The following is a 21,436-nucleotide window of genomic DNA, read 5'->3' on the forward strand; positions in this document are numbered from 1 at the left end:
TTTATAAATACATAGACTTAATTTAACTCATAATTTCCCATCCAATAAAATTATTCGCTTCTTGCTTTTTTACTATTCCATTCGATGGATGACCGCCCTCCCTATTTACTGACATTTGCTCTAAAATCGCTTTCTTTTTTCTTGAACCGATCTCCCTTATGACCAATTTGCGTACACGGGACATTATTGCCTTAGGTTTTATGACCTTTGCACTATTTATCGGTGCAGGCAATATTATCTTCCCACCTATTGTTGCTCAACAAGCGGGTGAACATGTTTGGTTAGCTGCTTTTGGCTTCTTAATTACTGCTGTTGGCCTTCCTGTTATCACGATCATTGCGCTATCGCGTGTTGAAGGCTCTATTCAACTTTTAAGCTCTCCACTGGGTAAGATTGCAAGTTTAATCTTAACCGTATCATGCTATCTTGCTGTTGGACCACTTTTCGCGACACCTCGGACAGCTACAGTTTCTTTTGAAATTGGTTTTTCGAGTTATTTTGGAACGTCTTCATCGACCTTGTTGATCTACAGTGCTATTTATTTTGCATTTGTAACGTTAATCTCACTTTATCCGAATAAAATTTTGGATACTGTCGGCTATGTTTTATCTCCACTCAAAATTCTCTCTTTGATCATTTTAGGTGGTAGTGCCTTTTTAGTTTCTGCAGATTATATCCCTGCACCTGTTGGAAACTATATCAATAGTCCTGTTTCAGAAGGTTTTGTTAATGGTTATTTAACCATGGACACTTTAGGAGCTTTAGTATTTGGTATTGTCATTATTAATGCGATACGTTCACGTGGTGTAAATGATCAAAAGTTAATTACCAAATATGCAGTGATCGCAAGTTTAATTTCAGGTATTGGCCTTACACTGGTTTACATTAGCCTATTTAAACTTGGACTGAGTAGTCACGAGGCTGCACCTAACGCTGCAAATGGTGCCATTATTCTCCATGGCTATGTTCAGCATGCCTTTGGTGACTTTGGCTCATATTTTCTAGGGGCGATGATTTTTATCGCATGCATGGTTACGGCAATTGGTTTGACTTGTGCATGTGCAGAATATTTCTCACAAATCACGAAGATTACTTACAAAAAATGGGTTTTCATTCTTGTTGGTTTCTCATTTGTCATTTCCAACTTAGGTTTAACCAAGTTAATCGCCTTCTCTGTACCTGTATTAAGTGCAATCTACCCACCAGCGATTGTGGTGATCATGATGGGATTTATGTGGAAGTTCTTTAATTCCGCTCCACGCGTCATTGCGCCTGTTACAGCGGTTGCTTTCATATTCGGTATTATTGATGGACTTAAGGTTGCAGAATTAGATCATTTCTTGCCAGCATTTATGAACAATCTACCATTGGCTGAACAAAATTTAGCATGGTTGATTCCTTCTTTAGTTGTATTTGTCATTGTCTACACACTGGATAGACTGAAGAAGTAAATTCAGGTGATTTATCAATAAATATTGTTTTACCCAAGCCGTATTTGTTCTGTAATCAATAATTGTCTCGTTTATCCAACAGACTATTATTGCTTACCCACCTTAACTTTGACCTCATCAGTCAGATTTGGAATGACTTTTGCTACTATTTATTTGTTTTGCAAGATGCTAAAAAGTAAATAGATTAAAGAATTACAAGAAACTCTATTCATCTCATCACGATTTATCGAAATAATTCTAGCATTTAGCTCAAATAATATTTTAACTTCAAATATTTCGACTTTTGTCATATTAATGTCATAATTTATTTACATAATAGAGTGTTAAAAACTTGCTTTATTCTTCAATCCCCTGTACAAGTATGTAAACAAAGTCGACTAAATCATTCAGATTTGTCATGAATTATCAGGAGGGATGGAGATGTTATCATTACATTTCAACAAGCAAGTCTTCATTAATACTCTTAAAGCGAACAACAATGCTGTCGTTTTTTTAAGCACAATGTTTGCTCTCATGCTGACACTTGTTGTGCAAGGTACAATTCAAGGCACGTTGAAGCTTGAATATTTTGCTTATGCACTTGCTGCGACGCTAGCATTTTACGTGTGGGCCTTTATTGACACGAAATATCGTACTCAAAAGCTTTCTGATCAAGAAGCACATTTAGACTAAGAGATGGATGCCAAAGCATCCATCTTAAAGTCAATGTCATCATTCAAATCACACTATCAAAATAACAAATTTTTCAATTCTGCGCTTCTACTGATTTACTTAGAATAACCCAATATACAAACCATAAAGCAAACCTAAGGTCGCCCCAACCTCACCTACGACCAATAGTACCATCGCACCTCTCATGAGCAATTTTGGTAATTCAATACGCCCTAATTGATGTGGTTCTTTGAACTGATTTGTCGTATCTTTCAATAAGCCATGCAAAATATAACTTAAAATTGAGAATGCAAAAAAGAAAATATTAATCAAAATAAAGAGCAAATTGATTGATTCATTCAATGCTGAAAAATATGCCATAACCGCTAGAATTAACGTTGCAGGTGCATATAGCAAACTACTTCTATGCGCAATATCAACATAATAATGTGCTCGAGCTTGTTTAGATAAGCTGATTTGCACATACTTCCAAACGCCAGTAAGCATACCGGTCAATAAAAAAATACCACTAAAAAATATAGCGAGTCGTACCGATAATTCCATTTGATCAACCATGATCTTACATTCCTTCGCTAGAATACACATTGCAATATGTATAGCATCTTATCTCATATTTCAAATTATGACTTGGCTATATACATGCTTTATATAGAGATTTAAGCCAAAAAAAAGCTCCTTTACGGAGCTTTTTTTATCAGACACTAAAGCGTAATTTTAACGGTTTTAATTCGATTATCTTCCATTTCTAGAATTTCAAAATTAACCCCTTGATGTTCGATCACCATACCAACATCAACCGCCCCACTCGTTTTATCTAAAATTAGTCCTGCAACACTGAAATAACCAGAGTCTTCTTGCACCAGAACTAAATCTAAAATATCAAGAGCCAGCTCTAATTGATATAGATCCAACATACCAGATGCCTTCCAAGTGGTATCGTCGATTTTGACCAATTCAAGCTGTTCATCAGCATCTGGGAATTCACCAGCAATTGCTTCAAAAACATCCAACGGTGAAATTAAACCTTGAATATTGCCATATTCATTTGTAACAAGTACCAATGAACCTTTTGAAGTTCTTAATGTATTAATTGCATCAATCACTTTCATTTTTTCATAAATGAAAATAGGACGCACACGTTTCATCAAATCTTTCAGTTGATCTGGATCATCTAATGCATCAATCAATTCTTTTGCACGTACAATCGTGATGACTTTATCTAATTGTCCACGGCAAACAGGGAAAAGACTATGAGGTACAGCTAAAACCTGTTCGCGAATTGCTTCGGCATCGTCTTCAATATTTACCCAAGAAATTTGATTTCGAGGTGTCATAATTGAAGCAACTGAACGTTCAGCAAGTGATAGCACACCACCAACCATATAACGTTCTTCATCACCAAAAGCTTGTTGAATTTCTTCAACTTCTTTGGATGTTGCAATATCGGCATCCAATTTACTGCCCATCAATTTCAAAATTGAATCTGCAGTTCGATGACGTAATGGGATCTTCGCTTGATTTTTTTCAAGATTACGATTCGAAAATTGATTGAATGCTTCAATTAGAATTGCAACACCAATACCTGAATAAATATAACCTTTAGGGATATGGAATCCAAAACCTTCAGCGATTAAACTTACACCGATCAATAACAAGAAACTTAAACAAAGGATAACCACCGTAGGATGGCGGTTAACAAACGTAGTTAACGGTTTTGATGCAATTAACATAACAACCATAGCCACAATCATCGCAGCCATCATCACGTAAATATTATCTACCATACCAATCGCAGTGATCACTGAGTCGAGTGAAAATACCGCATCAAGCACGACGATCTGAGCCACAACTGCAGCAAAACCAGCGTATACGACATTGTTATTTGTTTTAATCTCGGGTTTACCCTCCATTTTTTCATGGAGTTCATTGACAGCCTTATACACAAGGAATAGACCACCAAATAGTAATATCAAATCTCGACCTGAGAATGTTTTTCCAAAAATTTCAATCAATGGTTGAGTTAAAGTCACTAACCACGAGATCGCAAAAAGTAGACCTAGACGCATTAATAATGCGAGGGATAAACCGATTACACGGGCTTTATCACGTTGTTCTGGAGGAAGTTTTTCTGCAAGTATCGCAATAAATACTAAGTTATCAATACCTAAAACGATTTCAAGAATGATAAGGGTAATTAACCCTATCCAAATGCCAGGATCCAATAAAAATTCCATATTAGATCTCCTGGTTCTTATTATTTAAGATAATGTAAGAAGCTAAATTAGGCCAACACGGCGACGGGTCCATATATAAAGTTACCTTTTCAGAAATGATGAAACTATTATGCATAAGAATTTTATTTTGTAATTACTTTTTTTATGTTCAAAACAATTTTTATGTAAATTTAGATCATATCTTTAGTCGTAATTGCCATCCTTGAATAGTCTTTGACATTTTCGACACAAAAAAAAATATCAGTGCCAAGTTATAGTTCCTCTATTTTTCAATAGAATTTGGTCAGCGTGGAATTGACATAAAGATATAATCACGAAGATCAGAAGAGCTGTATTTTTAGAATCTTCTGTTTTGATATATATAAAGATATTTAAAGATCATTGAAATATGTTTTATAAAACTGAAGCCTATAGGTATCATGCCTTTTGTCTGATTTAAGGTAAGCGCTTGAACATAAGTTGATTATTTGAACAAAGTTCTTTTAATATAGGTTATGCTTCATGTAATATTTAAATCAATAAAAACAATTAAGTTACACTGACAAGGACGTAGCGATGTCAAAAAAATATGCAAAATTTTTACCTTCATCTGAAAATTTTGAACTCGAAAATTTTCCATTCTATTGGATCACTCAAGTCCATTCTCAGTATGTACTGAATGTTGACCATGTGCTCAAAAAGTATGGCGTTGATAATTCTCGTCGACGTTTGCTTGTCGCATTGTCTACTAAGCCAGATGCAAGTGTTTCAGAACTCTCTGACATGATTGTGTCAAAAATGTCGACGACTACAAAAATCGTTTACCGTTTAAAAGATGAAGGAATGGTTGATACTTACTCGTGTGAAAACGATGCCCGTATTACACGTGTGGTACTAACACCAAAAGGTTTGGAAATGACAAAAAAAATTAATGACCTGATGAGTGTGGTTCTTGAACAAACATTTGAGGGATTAACCCCACTTCAAATTGAAAAACTAATGGAAAGCTTAAAGCATATTTTCAAAAATTTAGCGCATTAATTTTCCTAAACTTTAGATTAAAGCCCATCATCAAACATATTGAGTTGGGCTGTATTGTTCTGCCGTGGTTTTGGACAATAAAAACATTCAAATTCCTCTACTGGAAAGCCTTCAACAAAGTTCTGAATGTCGGGGGATTTTAAACTCAACCACTGATCTAATTTATGGTGCGGAATAACAATTACTGACCGTTTAACATCTCCAGGCTCATGAAATTCCCTCATCATTTCGTGATGAATAGCATCCATGGTAATCATCGTTGCTGAGCGATAAATGCTTTGATCAATTTTCGTGATTTCATATAACGCTGCGATAAAAAATGCCTGACCATCTTTTCTTCTCACACCCCATCGTTGCGGTCGTCCATTAATATATTTTGCTTCATAAAACTCAGTGACTGGAATTACACCAAATTTACATTTTTCAAATGCTTCTTGAAAACTTCTTTTTTCGCTTAATGTTTCATTGCGTGCATTATAGGTTTTCTTCGCTATTTCTGTATCAGTTGCCCATTTTGGTATAAAACCAAAATTAACTAACCTCCACTCGTAGCCATGATCAGATTTAAATAACAACGGGGTTTCGTAGCTTGGATAAACCTCTTCCACATATTCAAATGGAATATGTGGAAGTTCTAATGCTTGGATTTGATGCGCTTGTATTGGCTTAAAGTTGGCACACATAGCATAATTTTCAATACTATAAAAAACTTAGGCTATTATAGCCGATCCAATTCAGTTCATTATGATGATATTGGTACTGTCATCCAGTGTGTACGCGTGAATTCATCCATAATCCAATGCCCATTAAAGCGCCCTAATCCAGAGTTCTTTTCTCCACCGAATGGTGCATTAGCATGGTCCGCGACACTTATACCATTAATATGTGTCATTCCAATATCGAGTTTTGAAGCGATTTCTACTCCGCGCTCTATATCAGATGTACATACAGCACCAGATAAACCAAACGGTGTGTCATTGGCGATTTGAATTGCATGTACCTCATCATCTGCTCTGATGATCGGCAGAATTGGTCCGAAGCTTTCCTCTTGAGCAATTGCATATGTCGGCAACACATCGATAAACACATGAGGTGAAACCAAATTATTTTCAATACCCCCAGCATAGACCAACTTAGCACCTTCTATTTGAGCCTGATCAATGATTCGTTGATGCTGCTTCACTTGTGTATTATTGATAATAGGCCCTATGAGCGTCTCATCAAGATTAGGATCACCCACAGGAATATCTTTTACTTTGTTTAACAGCTTTTCAACATATTCATTGTGAATCGATTGATCTACGATGACACGATTAGTGCTCATACAGATTTGGCCTTGGTGAAGGAAGCGCCCCTTGATCGTCAAATCGACTGCCAAATCTAAATCTGCATCTTTAAGAATTAATAATGGCGCATTCCCCCCAAGCTCTAAAGCAAGTCGTTTGATTCTAGAGCTAGCCATCGCTTTAGCACCAACATTTTTTCCTACTTCTGTAGAACCAGTGAATGAAATCATCTTCGGAATAGGATGCTCGACAAAATAATCCCCTATTTCACTACCACTACCCACAATGACATTCAGTACACCAGCGGGCACACCCGCCTCTTCAAACAATTTCCCTAATAATGTTCCACCTGTAACAGGTGTGTCACTCGCAGGTTTAAGTACCACTGTATTTCCACATGCGATTGCGCAAACAACCGATCGCATTGACAAATGAAATGGAAAATTCCAAGGGCTAATGACAGCAATAACACCCAACGCTTTGCGTTGATAAAAACTTTTTCTCGCAGGATCTTTACTTTCTAGCTGAACAGTTTGGATTTGATCAGGAAAAGTGAATGATTCTGAGATAATACCAAGCGCAGCACCCACTTCAATATTTGCTTTGAGACGCGTACTTCCAGACTCGGTAATCAGCCAATCTATAATTTCGTCTTTACGTAATTGTATAATGTCATGCAGCTTCTGAATGATTTTCTTGCGATCTACAGCAGAGGTAATTAAGCCAAGATCAAATGCTTGTTGTGCTGCAGAAAAAGCGAGATCAACATCAGACTGATTCGCCGCTTGAATTTGGTGTATTTCTTTTAAATCAAATGGATTTAAATTTTGTACGACACGCTCTGAAGAGCCTTTTAACCAAGAACCGTTAATAAACTGTTGATTTAAATTTGAATATTGCGTCATTTTATGTCCCTCTACATGCCACTTTTTACCCAATGGTCAACTATTTTACACAATCGTAAAAAAAGCCTCCGGAGAGGCTTTTTTATTTTAATTAGTCACCAGTGTAACCTTTAAGCTTCAAGCGGTAAGCATGAAGTAATGGTTCTGTATAACCTGATGGTTGTTCAGCACCTTTAAACACTAAATCATATGCTGCTTGGTAAGCATAACCGTCAAACCCAGGCGCCATTGGTGTGTACGCTGGATCGTTCGCATTTTGCTCATCTACAATTTTAGCCATACGTTGCATTACTTCTTCAACTTGCTCTTTAGTTACGATACCGTGACGTAACCAATTAGCAACGTGTTGAGATGAAATACGTAAAGTTGCACGGTCTTCCATCAAACCAACGTTGTTGATGTCTGGAACTTTAGAACAACCAACACCCAAATCAACCCAACGAACAACATAACCAAGAATACCCTGAAGGTTATTTTCTAACTCTTTGGTTTTCTCTTCATCAGTCCAATTCGTATCAGTCGCTAATGGTGGAGTTAATAAATCATCTAAAGGTAATGCTTCAGTTTTTAACAACTCTTGTTGACGCGCTGAAACATTACATTGGTGATAGTGAATCGCATGAATTACAGCACCAGATGGTGATGGAACCCAAGCACAGCTCGCACCAGCTTCAGGATGCTCAATTTTGGTTTTATACATATCTAAAAGCATATCTGGTTTAGGCCACATGCCTTTACCAATTTGTGCTTTGCCACGTAAGCCTGCTTGTAAACCAACCATCACGTTACGGTTTTCATATGCAGGGAACCAAATTTGAGATTTAACTTCACCCTTACGAACGAATGGACCTGCTTCCATAAAGGTATGGATTTCGTCACCTGTACGGTCCATAAATCCTGTGTTAATGAAGATGGTACGATCTTTCGCTTGAGCAATACAGTTTTTCAAGTTTACAGAAGTACGGCGCTCTTCATCCATGATCCCGATTTTAAGCGTTTTTGCTGGCAAACCTAGAGCTTGTTCTGCACGCTCAAATAGTTCAACTGCAAATGCAACTTCTTCAGGGCCATGCATCTTAGGTTTAACGATATACATAGAACCTTTACGAGAATTCTTAATTTCGTTTTGACCTTTGATGTCAGCAAACGTTAACAACGGTGTGATCAATGCATCCATGATACCTTCATAGATTTCTTGACCATCCACAAGGATCGCCGGGTTTGTCATCAAATGACCAACGTTACGAAGAAGCATCAATGAACGACCGTGTAAAGTTGTTTCGCCACCGATCAGATTCTTGTGGGTACGGTCTTTGTTTAAAGCACGAGTAATGATTTTACCATTTTTCTCGATTTTCTCTTCCAAAGTACCCTTCATCAAACCTAACCAGTTACGGTAGCCTTCAACTTTTTCTTCAGCATCAACCGCAGCAATTGAGTCTTCCAAATCTTGAATCGTTGTTACCGCAGATTCTAAAACAAGATCTTTTACGCCAGCAGCATCCGTTTGACCAATTGGGCTTGTCGCATCGATTTCAATGATGACATGCAAACCATTATTTAATAAAACGATTTCTGTCGGCGCAGACTCTTCACCATTAAAACCTACAAATTGAGCTTCTTTAGCCAAATTCGTTGTGCTGCCATCTTTAAGCGTTACCACTAATTTTTTTGCTTCAACAGCGTATTTCGTAGCATCCGCATGTGATCCATTTGCTAAAGGGAAAGTTTCATTTAAGAAATTTTTAGCAAAAGCGATAACTTTTTCGCCACGAACAGGGTTATACCCCTTACCTTTTTCCGCACCGCCTTCTTCCGAGATGACATCGAAACCATACAATGCGTCATATAAAGAGCCCCAACGAGCATTTGCAGCGTTCAAGCAGTAACGTGCATTACGTACAGGCACAACCAATTGTGCACCCGCCAATAGTGCGATTTCTTCATCTACATTTTCAGTTGTAATTTGAAAATCTTCTACTTCTGGTAATAAGTAGCCAATTTCTGTCAGGAAAGCTTTGTAAGCTCCTAATTCAAATTTATTATTGCGGTGCCATTCATCAATTTTCGCTTGAATGTCATCACGCTTAGCCAAGAGTGCTTTATTTTTTGGGCTAAGATCAACAACGACTTGTTCAAAGTTTTTCCAGTAAGTTTCACTGTCTAAACCAGAACCTGGTAGTGCTTCATTTTCGATGAAATCGTAGAGTTCTTTAGCAATCGCTAACTTGCCTTTCTGAATACGTGCAGTCATTGTCTTTCCTGATATTGCTACTTTTTATACAAGAGAATCTAGTATACCCATTTATAAATTGCTGAATAGTAATATCACATTGCTAAATAGTGATCATTTATTATAGACACCAATCAGATGAGACTTTTGATCTATTACTTATTGAGTCGTTTTAATTCAACAATCTAATTACAGTGTATAAAGTTTTATAAAGGTAGAAATTAGACTTAAGTGCCAATTTCCATCAAATCTGATTTAATTTAAACCAATATGTCTATTTTCTCTACGCTTTTAAGGAACGATTTCAAATTTATTCCACTCCAAATAAAAAAAACCCAAACATCATCTGTTTGGGTTCATTTGTGAATTCTCACATTTATTCAGCGGGCTTATCAATTTGTCGATGCGCAGATTGTAAATAGTCATCTGATTGCATTTCAAGTAAACGTGAACGTGTACGTTCGATTTCAAACGCTAATTTTTCGCCACTATATATATCAATGATACTGGCATGTGAGGTCAGTAATAATTTAACACCACGATCATAGAACTCGTCGACTAAATAAATGAATCGGCGTGTTCCTTCTGATAAATAATCATTCAGATCGGGAACATTACTGACTAGGACAGTGTTATAAGTGTTCGCAATTTCGATAAAGTCCGCAGGACTTCGTGGCTTCATACAGAGTTCAGAAAACTCACACCACAATACATCTTCAGTATGACCAATCGTATCGACATTACGTCCATTAATGATAATCGGTTCTTCACTCACATTTTGAGCACTGGTTAATGCTGAAAAACGTTGTGCCATCCATACCTGATTATCATGGCTTAAAGGTGATTTGAACAATTGCGCTTGTTTCAGTACACGCAAACGATAGTCAACACCTGCATCCACATTCAAAATGACACAGTTCTTTTTTACCATTTCAATCGTTGGAATAAAGCGGTCGCGATGTATGCCGTTCTTGTATAAACCATCTGGTGCAATGTTTGATGTTGCAACAAGTGTAATTCCACGTACAAATAGCTTTTGGAATAAATCACTTAAAATCATCGCATCCGTGACATTTGATACAAAGAATTCATCAAAACAGATCACAACCGCATCTTTGTAAATTTGATCAGCAACGATGTCGAGTGGATTTTGCTGTCCTGAATTTTTATTTAACTCTTTATGCACATATTGCATAAAATGATGGAAATGCATACGCGTCTTACGACGGAATGGTATCGCATCGTAAAACTGGTCCATCAACCAAGTTTTTCCACGCCCAACACCACCCCACATATAAACACCCTTAGGGGCTGTTTGACGGCGAAAACGTCGAAACGCTTTTTTAGAAGCTTTATATCGTAAGATCAGTTCTTCCCAAACACGATTAAGTTCATGTACAGCTTGAGCTTGAGCATCATCAGGCATAAATTGTCCTGACGAAATTGCGTGAGCATAACGTTCTGCAGGTGATTGCGGAGTGTGACTTAAACTATTTTGCGAAGAATGAGAATGGAACATAGATATTGATTACTTTTTTAGGCCGTCGGAAGTATAACGAATATTTAAAAAAATGATAAATAACACTTTGGCATATACCATTTGAGCATACATGCTGAGGTTATTTCCCATACTGTCGTGGACTTTGTCCAAACCATCTTTTAAAAGCATGGTTAAATGCTGCAGGTTCTGAATATCCAAGCATTTCAGCTATTACTTCTATCGAATACTCTTTGTACTCAATTAATCGAAGCGCTTTCTCTCGAATGAGTTGCTCCCGTATTTGCTTATAGCTTGTATTCAATTGGTTAAGCTGATGTCGCAAAGTACGCTCTGGAATATTCAAAGCTTGAGCAGTTTCTGCCATTGTTGGAATCTGCCCCGTTTGTAAATCCAAATAATCGTGAATTCTTTGAATCAACTGGTGTTGATTCAATTGTTGCGCATTTAATCTTTCGATCTCAGCATTACATCTTTGTTGGTAGACATTAAATGTGATTTGATCAGCTGAAGGCAACTTCAATTCTAAAATTTCTGCATCAAAAATCAGTCGAAATTTATCATGTTCAAACCGAACTTGCGCACCGAAATAATTCAAATACTTGTTCAAAAAAATGGATTCTTTCGGTCGTGAAAACGGCAATTCAACCTGCACTTCAGGAAAAGGCAATCCTATCATTTTGTAGATATCTTGCACGAATTTAACCGTACCTGAAATTTCACATTGAGCCCTGAACTCATCAACTTCACTTTGTAAATTGAGAGGCTCATAACATAAAGCCGCATAGACACTCGTCTGCTCTAATGTAAGTCTACCCGATAAATGGGTAAGCGCTTGATAGCGTATTCCATTTGTGAGAGCCGCACCGACATTCGGGCTTGTGACCAACAGCATAAGAAGCGGACCATAGCCTGCGAGCGCATAATGTTGACCGACATCTAAACCGAGCAACGGGTTAACCCCTTTAGCAATAATTCTTTGAATGATTTGTTCTAATTCAGGTTGAATCGTTGAACTCGGATCTAAAGCATCCGCCTTTAAACCGACAGCTTCCAATCTTTCGTCCACATTTATTCCGATTTGTCGCATACCCTGTATGAGATACAACAAACCGAGAATCGACCTTTTCATAAATCAGAATTTTAAAATTAAAGTTGCATATGTTTTACCCTAAAAAAAAGGGAAAGAATATTGCCGAAAATATCAATATTAAATGTCAATGAAATCATGTCAGTTTCAGTCCAGACTGATTATGATAGCTTCAAATAATATAAACGAGTATTAAAATGGAAGTTACATCAGATCAGCTAGATACAAATTCAGTCGACTTAACTGAAACGCAATTCATCAAGAAAAATACTAAAATTGCGATTATCGGCGCCGGATTTGGAGGATTAGCCACAGCTATTCAACTTCTTAAACGCGGTATTAAAGATTTTGTTATTCTTGAAAAAGCTTCAGATGTAGGTGGTACTTGGCGTGAAAATCAATACCCGGGTGCTGCATGTGATGTGCAGTCTCATATGTATTCATTATCTTTTGCACCAAAATCTGACTGGACAAAACGATATGCTGAAGCACCTGAAATTTTCCAATATATTCAAGACCTTATTCAAGAATATGATTTAAAAAAATTTATTCAATTTGATACCGAAGTCATTTCGACACGCTTCGATGAGCAAGCTCATGTGTGGGAAATCTCCATCAAGAATCAAAGTGCTCTACACAGTCAATTCCTTATTTTTGCCTCTGGTCCATTGCATATTCCTCAAATTCCAAAGATTAAAGGAATCGAAAAATTTAAAGGCGAAGTATTCCACTCATCATCTTGGAATCATGCTTATGACCTGAATGGTAAACGTGTAGCCAGTATCGGCACAGGTGGAAGTGCAATTCAATATATTCCTGAGATTGCACCAAAAACCAAACAGTTATACGTGTTTCAAAGAACGGCTGCATGGGTAATACCGCGCGATGAACGAGCTTATAATGCTTTAGACAAAAAACTATTTGCCCAATACGACTGGTTTAGAAAATTGCATCGAGCACGCTTATATTGGTCTAACGAATCACGCGTAGTTCCGATTGTAAAACCTCAAATGATGCGACTGGGTCAAAAACTTGCAGAAGCTTTCATTCGCTTCCAAGTCAAAGATAAAGAAATAGCAAAAAAACTGACACCAGATTACACCATGGGGTGTAAAAGAATTTTGGTATCAAATCGATATTTCCCAACATTTAATCGCAAGAATGTAGAGCTCGTGACGGACAGCATTCAAGAAATTACTGAAAATGCGATTGTTACCAAAGATGGTCAAGTACGAGAAATAGATTGCTTAATTTACGGTACTGGTTTTATTACTGATCCACGAATTTATTTAAAAGATTTTAAATGTTATGGCGAAAATGGTATTGAGTTGAAAGAAGCATGGAAAGAGGGTGCTGAAAGCTACTATGGAATTTCTACCAAAGGATTTCCAAATCTCTTTCAACTTTTAGGCCCGAATACTGTTTTAGGTCATAACTCTGTAATTTTTATGATCGAATCTCAAGTGAATTACATTCTACAACTGATTGAAGCTGTAGAAAAATCCAAAACCAAAGCAATCGTGGTCAAAGATGTAGTCCAAGAAGAATTCAACCGTAAAATCCAAGAAAAATTTGCAGGCACAGTTTGGCAATCTGGCTGTGTGAGTTGGTATCAGCAAGAAGGCGGAAAGAATTTTTCACTTTGGCCGAGTTATACATGGAAGTATTGGCTAGAAACCAAAAATGCAAATCTAGCCGATTATCGTTTCTTGAATTAAATGAATAAAAAAATCAGCTCAATTGAGCTGATTTTTTTTACTGAGCCAGTGCTTTTTGAATATCATCTTCGATGCTTTCTGGTTTAGTTGTAGGTGCATATCGATTAAGCACTTTGCCATCTTTTCCAATCAAAAATTTGGTAAAGTTCCACTTAATTCCACTTCCTAAAATTCCTTTGCTGTTGTTGGTGAGATACCGAAAAATCACATGGGCTTCAGGACCTTTTACATCCACTTTAGCGAACATCGGAAAGGATACACCGTAATTTCTCTGGCAAAAACTACCAATTTCTTCATGCGTACCCGGATCTTGCCCACCAAATTGATTACACGGAAATCCTAGTACCTCAAAACCTTGATCTTTATACTTTTCATACAGCGCTTCCAACCCTGCAAATTGTGGCGTAAATCCACATTTGCTGGCTGTGTTGACTATCAATAGCACTTTACCTTCATAGTCCGAAAATTGCTTATTTTCCCCTTCTAGCAATTCTGCCTCAAATTGATAAATATTAGTCATGGATAGGTTTCCTCATCATTTTTTTCTTGGGTTTTTAATTCTAATGAAGCTGAGTTTACGCAATAACGAAGACCTGTAGGTTCAGGTCCATCCTCAAAAACATGACCTAGATGTGCGTCACAATGATGACAAACAATCTCAGTACGAATCATGCCATGTGAGTGATCGTCATGTTCTTCAATGACTGTTTGGTTGATTGGACGATAAAAACTAGGCCATCCACAGCCACTGTCATATTTGGTTTCTGAAGTAAATAAAGGTTCGCCACAGCAACGACAAACATAAGTTCCTTCTTGTTTGGTATTCCAATATCGCCCTGTGAAAGCAGGCTCAGTTCCCTTTTGACGGGTAATGCGATACTCCTCTGGTGATAACTCTCTTTGCCATTCTCGGTCTGTTTTATTGAGTTTTCCCATGATTAACTCCTTTAAATCTTTGACATTCAATGTCATGCTTCAGTACCTTCATATTTACGCTAGAGCTTGAAAAATTTCTAGCTAAATTTCTACATAGATTGTGATATTTAGTAATCTATTTTTATTCACTCAAAAATAATTGGATGGGAATATGTCCGTTTTAGGTAACACTACTCCACGCGAAATTAAGAAATCGTCTAAGCTCGAGCATGTATGCTATGACATTCGTGGACCTGTGTTACGCGCCGCCAACGAAATGGAAGAAGCCGGACATAAGATAATTAAACTCAATATCGGCAACCCAGCGCCCTTCGGTTTTGAAGCACCTCAAGAAATTATCAATGATGTTGCGTTGAACTTACCAAATGCAATTGGTTATACAGACTCAAAAGGGATTTTCCCTGCCCGCAAAGCGGTTTGTCAGTATTATCAACAAAAAGGTATTTTCAATATGCATGTTAATGATGTGTATATTGGGAATGGTGTTTCTGAGCTGATTGTAATGGCTATGCAAGGCCTGTTAGATGACGGCGATGAAATGCTGGTGCCAATGCCAGATTATCCATTATGGACTGCCGCCGTTAATCTTTCTGGTGGTACAGCAATTCATTATAAATGTGATGAGGAAGACAATTGGTATCCTGATATTCAGGATATGGAAAACAAAATTACGCCTAATACTCGTGGGATCGTGATTATCAATCCGAACAATCCAACGGGTGCTGTTTATCCACGCCATGTCTTAGAAAAAATTGTCGCTCTTGCAAAAAAATATGACCTGATTTTATTTGCTGATGAGATCTACGATAAGATCGTTTACGATGGAATCGAACATGTATCGGTCGCTGCCCTTGCGGGTAATCAACTGTGTATTTCATTTAACGGATTATCTAAATCCTATCGAATTGCTGGATACCGTTCAGGCTGGATGGCAATTACGGGTGATAAGACACGTGCAGCAGATTATATTGAAGGTCTAGACATGCTCGCGTCAATGCGCCTGTGTGCTAACCATCAAGCTCAATATGCTATTCAAACTGCATTGGGTGGCTACCAGTCTATCAACGATTTAATTCGTCCAGGTGGTCGTTTGTATGAGCAACGCAATATTGCTTGGCAAATGTTGAATGAAATCCCAGGTGTAAGCTGTGTTAAACCTGAAGGTGCAATGTATTGTTTCCCTAAACTTGATCCTGAAATTTATCCGATTCAGGATGATGAACAGTTTATGCTTGACTTCCTCAAAGCAGAAAAAGTGTTATTGGTTCAAGGTACAGGATTCAACTGGCCTACCCCTGATCATTTCCGTGTGGTGTTCTTGCCTGCTGAAAATGAACTTCGTGAAGCGATTAACCGTCTAGGAAGATTCTTGGCGAAAATGCGTTAATTCAGTCGTTTTATGTGAATGATGTATTTAAAACCCCCAGATTTCAATGTGGGGGTTTTATATTTAATATTTTGATTATTTCATGATATGAATTTCATTTTTATTATATACAAGCACCCTTCTTTTCCTTTATCGTGATTAAGCATTATCCATGCACAATACTATAAAAAACATTTAGGGAAAAAGATGAAAAAGACGCTAACCGCACTGACTCTATCGATTGGCTTGTTATTACCCCTAACGAGCTTTGCTAAAAATAACGTTGTCGTCGTTGCAACTGGGGGAACGATTGCGGGTGCTGGTGCAAGCTCAACCAACAGCGCCACTTACACTGCCGCAAAAGTTCCAGTGGATGACTTACTGAATGCCGTTCCTCAAATTAAAGATTTAGCCAATGTGAGCGGCGTACAAGCAATGCAGGTTGCTTCTGAAAGCATTACAGACAAAGAATTACTTTCCCTTGCCCGCCAAGTCAATGATTTGGTTAAAAAGTCAGATGTAAATGGCGTTGTCATTACACATGGCACAGATACTTTAGAAGAAACCGCTTTTTTTCTTAATCTAGTCGTACAAACGGAAAAACCTATTGTTGTTGTCGGCTCAATGCGCCCATCGACGGCTTTATCTGCGGATGGCCCACTAAATTTATATAGTGCAGTTGCTCTGGCAGCAGACCCGAGTGCAAAAAATAAGGGGGTGTTCGTCCTTATGAACGATAGTATTTTTGCAGCTCGAGATGTGACTAAAGGCATTAATATTCATACCAATGCCTTTGTAAGCCAATGGGGAGCTTTAGGGACGTTGGTAGAATCTAAACCTTATTGGTTCCGAAGTTCTGTTAAGCGATTTAATCAGCGGTCAGAATTTAATATCGAGAATATTAAGGGTGATACACTCCCATTAGTTCAAATTGTCTATGGCTCTGGCAACATGATTCCTGATGCTTATCAAGCGTATGCCAAGGCTGGGGTTAAAGCCATTGTCCATGCAGGTACAGGAAACGGCTCAGTCGCGAAAAATATTGTTCCCACGCTGAATCAACTTCAGCAAAGTGGTATACAAATTGTACGTTCTTCACGAGTGCCACAAGGATTCGTTCTCCGTAATGCCGAACAGCCAGATGACAAATATGGTTGGGTAGTTGCACATGACTTCAACCCTCAAAAAGCTAAAATTTTAACCGCGCTTGCTTTAACCAAAACCAAAGATGCAAAAGAAATACAACGCATGTTCTGGGAATATTAAGCCCAATTTTCATGTTATAAAAAAGTGCCGAATGGCACTTTTTTTGATTGATATAAAATCGCCTTTATTCAAATCGAAGTTAATTTGTGCGAATCATATAAAATATCGTGGATTCTCAGCTCTAAATCACTTTGCATGATAAAATACGCTCTGCTCTTGTAAAGGACTCATCTATGCAGTTTGTTCATCTCGGTGTTCATACAGAATTTTCTATTACTGAATCAATCGTACGTATACCTGATCTAATGAAGTCTGCTGTACAGGATTCTATGCCTGCACTCGCGATGACAGATTTATCGAACTTACATGCAGCAGTGAAGTTTTATACCTCGTGTCTTAAAAAAGGGATTAAACCTATTTTAGGAAGTGTGATTCGTTTGAATGATGAATCACATCGTATGACTTTACTGGCGATGAATAATGAGGGTTGGCGTAGTTTAACTGAAGTAGTATCGCGCGGCTTTATTGAAGGACAACAACTCAGTATCCCGTGTGTAAAAAAAGAATGGGTGTTAGAACAAGCGCCGGGCATGATTGCACTTTTAGGGATTAAAAGTGATGTTGGAGAAATGCTGTGTTCAAGTAGCCCTGAAAAAGCTGAACCCTTACTTGAAGCTTGGATAGAAAAATTTGGCAATCGTGTCTATTTAGCACTCACGCGCACCAATCGCCCACAAGAAGAAGATTTTATTATTGAAGCTGTTAAATTAGCCGCAAAATATCAAATCGGTGTTGTCGCTCATAATGATGTTCATTTTATTAGAGAAGAAGACTTTGAAGCCCATGAAGCGCGCGTCTGCATCGCAGATGGCTATGTTTTAGGTGATAATCGTCGTCCACGTACTTACAGCCCTGAGCAATATTTCAAAACAACAGCGCAAATGGTGGAGTTATTTGCTGATATCCCCAGTGCTATTCAAAATACAGTTGAAATTGCTAAACGCTGTAATGTGACACTTCGCTTAGGTAAATACTTTTTACCTGACTATCCAATTCCTGAAGGTCATACAATTGATACCTTCTTTGCCCATTTGTCTAAAGAAGGATTAGAAGAACGTCTTAATCACCTCTATCCTGTGGAGAAACGTGGAGAAGACTGGCCTGAAATTCGCAAAGAATATGACGATCGATTAGATTTCGAAATCAAGATCATTAACTCGATGGGATTCCCAGGTTACTTCTTGATTGTCATGGACTTCATTCAGTGGTCCAAGAACAATGGCGTACCTGTAGGCCCGGGCCGTGGTTCAGGTGCAGGCTCATTAGTTGCATACAGTTTAAAAATTACAGATTTAGATCCACTACCATACGGACTTCTTTTCGAACGTTTCTTAAACCCTGAACGTGTTTCGATGCCAGACTTTGACGTGGATTTTTGTATCGCAGGTCGTGATCGTGTAATTGATTATGTAGCACGAACTTATGGGCGTGACGCTGTATCTCAAATTGCAACATTTGGTACGATGGCAGCGAAAGGTGCAATTCGAGATGTTGCACGAGTTTTAGGTAAGTCTTACGGCTTAGCAGATCGTATTTCTAAAATGATCCCGACTAAACCTTTGGGTTTAAGTTTAGAAGAATCTTTAGAAGCAGAACCACAACTTAAAGATATTGTAACCAACCCATCCAACCCAGATTATGAAGATGCATCAGAAATCTGGGAAATGGCGCTTAAACTTGAAGGAATAACGCGTAACACTGGTAAGCACGCAGGTGGTGTTGTAATCGCACCGACCAAGATTACGGACTTCTCAGCTGTACTGTGTGACGAAGATGGTACCGGTCGTGTCGCTCAATTTGATAAAGACGATGTTGAGGCGGCAGGACTTGTTAAATTTGACTTCTTGGGGTTGCGAAATCTTACTGTAATTGAAGATGCTATTCAGCACATTAACCAACGATTAAAGTTTGAAATACCTCTAAAGATTGAGAATATTCCGCTAAACGACAAAGCTGCATATTCGATATTTGCCGAAGCAAATACCACTGCGGTATTCCAATTTGAATCCGTGGGCATGAAAAAAATGCTCAAGGAAGCACGCCCAAGTAAATTTGAAGAAATTATTGCCTTCGTGTCATTGTACCGCCCGGGCCCAATGGATCTAATTCCAGACTTTATTCATCGTATGCATGGTGGAGAGTTCGAATACTTACATCCCCTATTAGAAGGTGTCTTAGAACCTACCTATGGGATTATGGTATATCAAGAACAGGTTATGCAAGCAGCTCAGTATTGTGCTGGATATAGTCTAGGTGGTGCGGACTTACTTCGTCGTGCGATGGGTAAAAAGAAACCTGAAGAGATGGTTAAACAACGCCAAATCTTTATTGAAGGTGCTGCAAAAAAAGATATCGATGAGCAAACGGCGAACCATATCTTCGACTATATGGAAAAATTTGCAGGCTATGGTTTCAACAAATCACATGCTGCAGCCTATGCATTGGTGGCTTATCAGACGGCTTGGTTAAAAGCACACTATCCTTCTGAGTTTATGTCCGCTGTACTGACTTCGGAAATGCAAAACACAGACAGTATTGTATTCTTGATTGATGACTGTCGTAACAATGGTCTCGACGTGTTACCACCTTCCGTCAATATGTCGATTTATCAATTCCATGCAATTGATGAAAAAACCATTGTATATGGTCTAGGTGCAATCAAGGGTGTTGGTGAAGCAGCAATGCAATCCGTGATTGATTCACGTAAGCAACTTGGACCTTATAAAGATTTATTTGATTTCTGCCATCGCATTGATCTGAAGAAAATCAATAAACGTACACTTGAAGCTTTGATTCGCTCAGGTGCATTAGATTGTCTCGGACTTGAACGCGCGACTTTAATGGCTCAATTGCCTGAAGCTGTACAAGCTGCCGAACAAGCTCGTTCAAACCGCGAAACTGGCATTATGGATTTATTTGGTGAAGTTGAAGAAGTTCAACGTAAACCTACTAAACCTGTAAAACCTTGGTCTGATGAAGTCCGTTTAAAAGGTGAAAAAGACACCTTAGGTTTATATTTAACGGGACACCCGATCGATGTATATCGCCCTGAATTAAAAGCGTTTATTTCTAACAAAATTAATGAGCTGACTCCAACACGTCGTGGAGTAACTACTGTATTTGCAGGCTTGGTTGTGGATGTCGCAAATTTCCCTAACCGCATGATGATCACACTCGATGATGGTACTGCTCGAATTGAAGTCTCAGCAAATCATGAACGCTTCCAACGTTTTAAAGACATTATTGTGAATGAAAGAGTGATCGTGATTGAAGGTGAAATTTATGAGCGTGAAGGCTTCGACCGTCCGATGGGACGTCTTACAAAAGCGTTTACATTAAATGAAATTCGTCAAAAACGTGCGAATCACATCCTCATCAAATTACAACCTGAGCATATTCAGCCAAATCTTGGTCAAGAGCTTTCGCAGATCATTCAACCATTTTGTAATGTAGATATGTGTCAGCATGTGCCATTACAAGTACAACTCGACTTTCCATATGCAACGGCTGATTTTCATTTACCACCGCAATGGAATGTCGCACCACTCGATGACTTATTGTTCAAACTGCGCGACTATTTTGGTAAAGAGGCCTTACATGTGGAGTATCATGTCAAGTCAAAAGCTGCACGTTCCCACGCCGTAGAACCAAAATCAGAACCAGTCATCACATCACATGCCTCTCCACCTGATCAGATCAGTATGGATGAAGCAATGGATCAATACATGACGGAAGTCAGTCAATACTCTTAATTTTGGAAG

Annotated in this window: 16 protein-coding genes; 7 read left to right on the forward strand and 9 right to left on the reverse strand. The window is 38.2% G+C overall.

The features are described 5' to 3' along the window. Positions 1 to 158: 158 nt before the first annotated feature. Together brnQ and FTV32_RS06005 are read left to right on the forward strand one after the other, a co-directional pair. Positions 159 to 1,451, forward strand: coding sequence for a branched-chain amino acid transport system II carrier protein (gene brnQ, locus FTV32_RS06000; protein ID WP_180028199.1), 1,293 nt, complete (start codon positions 159 to 161; stop codon positions 1,449 to 1,451). 420 nt (positions 1,452 to 1,871) lie between these two features. Next, the gene (locus FTV32_RS06005) at positions 1,872 to 2,123 is read left to right on the forward strand and encodes a hypothetical protein (RefSeq protein ID WP_035266079.1); all 252 of its coding nucleotides are present in this window, start codon (positions 1,872 to 1,874) and stop codon (positions 2,121 to 2,123) included. A 99-nt stretch (positions 2,124 to 2,222) separates the two neighbouring features. Here the strand turns inward: FTV32_RS06005 and FTV32_RS06010 are convergent, their stop codons facing one another. Together FTV32_RS06010 and FTV32_RS06015 are read right to left on the reverse strand one after the other, a co-directional pair. Next, entirely contained in the window at positions 2,223 to 2,678 is a 456-nt protein-coding gene (locus tag FTV32_RS06010) for a hypothetical protein (RefSeq protein WP_257227597.1), read from the reverse strand. A gap of 146 nt (positions 2,679 to 2,824) precedes the next feature. Further along, a complete protein-coding gene (locus FTV32_RS06015; protein ID WP_179999510.1) occupies positions 2,825 to 4,357 on the reverse strand; it encodes a TerC family protein in 1,533 nt (510 codons plus the stop codon). 555 nt (positions 4,358 to 4,912) lie between these two features. Between FTV32_RS06015 and FTV32_RS06020 the strand changes: the two genes are divergently transcribed. Next, complete coding sequence (locus tag FTV32_RS06020; protein WP_035266085.1) at positions 4,913 to 5,377, forward strand: MarR family winged helix-turn-helix transcriptional regulator; 465 nt, start codon at positions 4,913 to 4,915, stop codon at positions 5,375 to 5,377. Positions 5,378 to 5,394: 17 nt separating this feature from the next. Here the strand turns inward: FTV32_RS06020 and FTV32_RS06025 are convergent, their stop codons facing one another. The 5 genes from FTV32_RS06025 to FTV32_RS06045 all read right to left on the reverse strand — a co-directional run bounded on the left by FTV32_RS06025 (position 5,395) and on the right by FTV32_RS06045 (position 12,431). Further along, a complete protein-coding gene (locus FTV32_RS06025) occupies positions 5,395 to 6,060 on the reverse strand; it encodes an SOS response-associated peptidase (RefSeq protein ID WP_180028200.1) in 666 nt (221 codons plus the stop codon). Between the two features lie 59 nt (positions 6,061 to 6,119). Continuing rightward, complete coding sequence (locus FTV32_RS06030; RefSeq protein WP_180028201.1) at positions 6,120 to 7,568, reverse strand: aldehyde dehydrogenase family protein; 1,449 nt, start codon at positions 7,566 to 7,568, stop codon at positions 6,120 to 6,122. Between the two features lie 91 nt (positions 7,569 to 7,659). Then, positions 7,660 to 9,822, reverse strand: a complete 2,163-nt coding sequence (locus FTV32_RS06035) for a malate synthase G (RefSeq protein ID WP_180028202.1) — start codon at positions 9,820 to 9,822, stop codon at positions 7,660 to 7,662. Positions 9,823 to 10,177: 355 nt separating this feature from the next. Then, complete coding sequence (gene zapE / locus FTV32_RS06040; protein ID WP_092767765.1) at positions 10,178 to 11,320, reverse strand: cell division protein ZapE; 1,143 nt, start codon at positions 11,318 to 11,320, stop codon at positions 10,178 to 10,180. A gap of 100 nt (positions 11,321 to 11,420) precedes the next feature. Next, positions 11,421 to 12,431 carry an AraC family transcriptional regulator gene (locus FTV32_RS06045; RefSeq protein WP_180028203.1) on the reverse strand — a complete coding sequence of 337 codons (1,011 nt, stop codon included), beginning with the start codon at positions 12,429 to 12,431 and terminating at the stop codon, positions 11,421 to 11,423. 155 nt (positions 12,432 to 12,586) lie between these two features. On the opposite strand from FTV32_RS06045, the gene FTV32_RS06050 reads away from it, so the two are divergent. Beyond that, complete coding sequence (locus tag FTV32_RS06050; protein ID WP_180028204.1) at positions 12,587 to 14,107, forward strand: NAD(P)/FAD-dependent oxidoreductase; 1,521 nt, start codon at positions 12,587 to 12,589, stop codon at positions 14,105 to 14,107. Positions 14,108 to 14,144: 37 nt separating this feature from the next. On the opposite strand, the gene FTV32_RS06055 is transcribed toward FTV32_RS06050, so the two are convergent. Both FTV32_RS06055 and msrB read right to left on the reverse strand, forming a co-directional pair. After that, entirely contained in the window at positions 14,145 to 14,627 is a 483-nt protein-coding gene (locus tag FTV32_RS06055; protein WP_035266096.1) for a glutathione peroxidase, read from the reverse strand. Next, a complete protein-coding gene (gene msrB, locus FTV32_RS06060) occupies positions 14,624 to 15,043 on the reverse strand; it encodes a peptide-methionine (R)-S-oxide reductase MsrB (protein WP_035266138.1) in 420 nt (139 codons plus the stop codon). Before msrB ends, FTV32_RS06055 begins: the two co-directional genes overlap by 4 nt. Positions 15,044 to 15,194: 151 nt before the next feature. On the opposite strand from msrB, the gene FTV32_RS06065 reads away from it, so the two are divergent. The 3 genes from FTV32_RS06065 to dnaE all read left to right on the forward strand — a co-directional run bounded on the left by FTV32_RS06065 (position 15,195) and on the right by dnaE (position 21,427). Then, the gene (locus FTV32_RS06065) at positions 15,195 to 16,430 is read left to right on the forward strand and encodes a pyridoxal phosphate-dependent aminotransferase (protein WP_035266106.1); all 1,236 of its coding nucleotides are present in this window, start codon (positions 15,195 to 15,197) and stop codon (positions 16,428 to 16,430) included. 186 nt (positions 16,431 to 16,616) lie between these two features. Beyond that, positions 16,617 to 17,675 (forward strand): type II asparaginase, encoded by a 1,059-nt coding sequence (locus FTV32_RS06070; protein WP_035266107.1) that lies wholly within the window; start codon positions 16,617 to 16,619, stop codon positions 17,673 to 17,675. Between the two features lie 173 nt (positions 17,676 to 17,848). Continuing rightward, a complete protein-coding gene (gene dnaE / locus FTV32_RS06075) occupies positions 17,849 to 21,427 on the forward strand; it encodes a DNA polymerase III subunit alpha (protein ID WP_180028205.1) in 3,579 nt (1,192 codons plus the stop codon). Positions 21,428 to 21,436 lie beyond the last annotated feature (9 nt).

Origin of the sequence: Acinetobacter sp. YH16032 (genome assembly GCF_013417345.1) — a bacterium.
Lineage (GTDB): Bacteria > Pseudomonadota > Gammaproteobacteria > Pseudomonadales > Moraxellaceae > Acinetobacter.

What these genes read in the sequence shown, in the direction of transcription:
- FTV32_RS06025 (WP_180028200.1), bottom strand. Translation starts at nt 6,060, where the DNA reads ATGTGTGCCAACTTTAAGCCAATACAAGCGCATCAAATCCAAGCATTA.
- FTV32_RS06020 (WP_035266085.1), top strand. Translation starts at nt 4,913, where the DNA reads ATGTCAAAAAAATATGCAAAATTTTTACCTTCATCTGAAAATTTTGAA.
- msrB (WP_035266138.1), bottom strand. Translation starts at nt 15,043, where the DNA reads ATGGGAAAACTCAATAAAACAGACCGAGAATGGCAAAGAGAGTTATCA.
- brnQ (WP_180028199.1), top strand. Translation starts at nt 159, where the DNA reads ATGACCAATTTGCGTACACGGGACATTATTGCCTTAGGTTTTATGACC.
- FTV32_RS06055 (WP_035266096.1), bottom strand. Translation starts at nt 14,627, where the DNA reads ATGACTAATATTTATCAATTTGAGGCAGAATTGCTAGAAGGGGAAAAT.
- FTV32_RS06030 (WP_180028201.1), bottom strand. Translation starts at nt 7,568, where the DNA reads ATGACGCAATATTCAAATTTAAATCAACAGTTTATTAACGGTTCTTGG.
- FTV32_RS06015 (WP_179999510.1), bottom strand. Translation starts at nt 4,357, where the DNA reads ATGGAATTTTTATTGGATCCTGGCATTTGGATAGGGTTAATTACCCTT.
- FTV32_RS06050 (WP_180028204.1), top strand. Translation starts at nt 12,587, where the DNA reads ATGGAAGTTACATCAGATCAGCTAGATACAAATTCAGTCGACTTAACT.
- FTV32_RS06065 (WP_035266106.1), top strand. Translation starts at nt 15,195, where the DNA reads ATGTCCGTTTTAGGTAACACTACTCCACGCGAAATTAAGAAATCGTCT.
- FTV32_RS06010 (WP_257227597.1), bottom strand. Translation starts at nt 2,678, where the DNA reads ATGGTTGATCAAATGGAATTATCGGTACGACTCGCTATATTTTTTAGT.
- FTV32_RS06035 (WP_180028202.1), bottom strand. Translation starts at nt 9,822, where the DNA reads ATGACTGCACGTATTCAGAAAGGCAAGTTAGCGATTGCTAAAGAACTC.
- FTV32_RS06045 (WP_180028203.1), bottom strand. Translation starts at nt 12,431, where the DNA reads ATGAAAAGGTCGATTCTCGGTTTGTTGTATCTCATACAGGGTATGCGA.
- FTV32_RS06070 (WP_035266107.1), top strand. Translation starts at nt 16,617, where the DNA reads ATGAAAAAGACGCTAACCGCACTGACTCTATCGATTGGCTTGTTATTA.
- zapE (WP_092767765.1), bottom strand. Translation starts at nt 11,320, where the DNA reads ATGTTCCATTCTCATTCTTCGCAAAATAGTTTAAGTCACACTCCGCAA.
- FTV32_RS06005 (WP_035266079.1), top strand. Translation starts at nt 1,872, where the DNA reads ATGTTATCATTACATTTCAACAAGCAAGTCTTCATTAATACTCTTAAA.
- dnaE (WP_180028205.1), top strand. Translation starts at nt 17,849, where the DNA reads ATGCAGTTTGTTCATCTCGGTGTTCATACAGAATTTTCTATTACTGAA.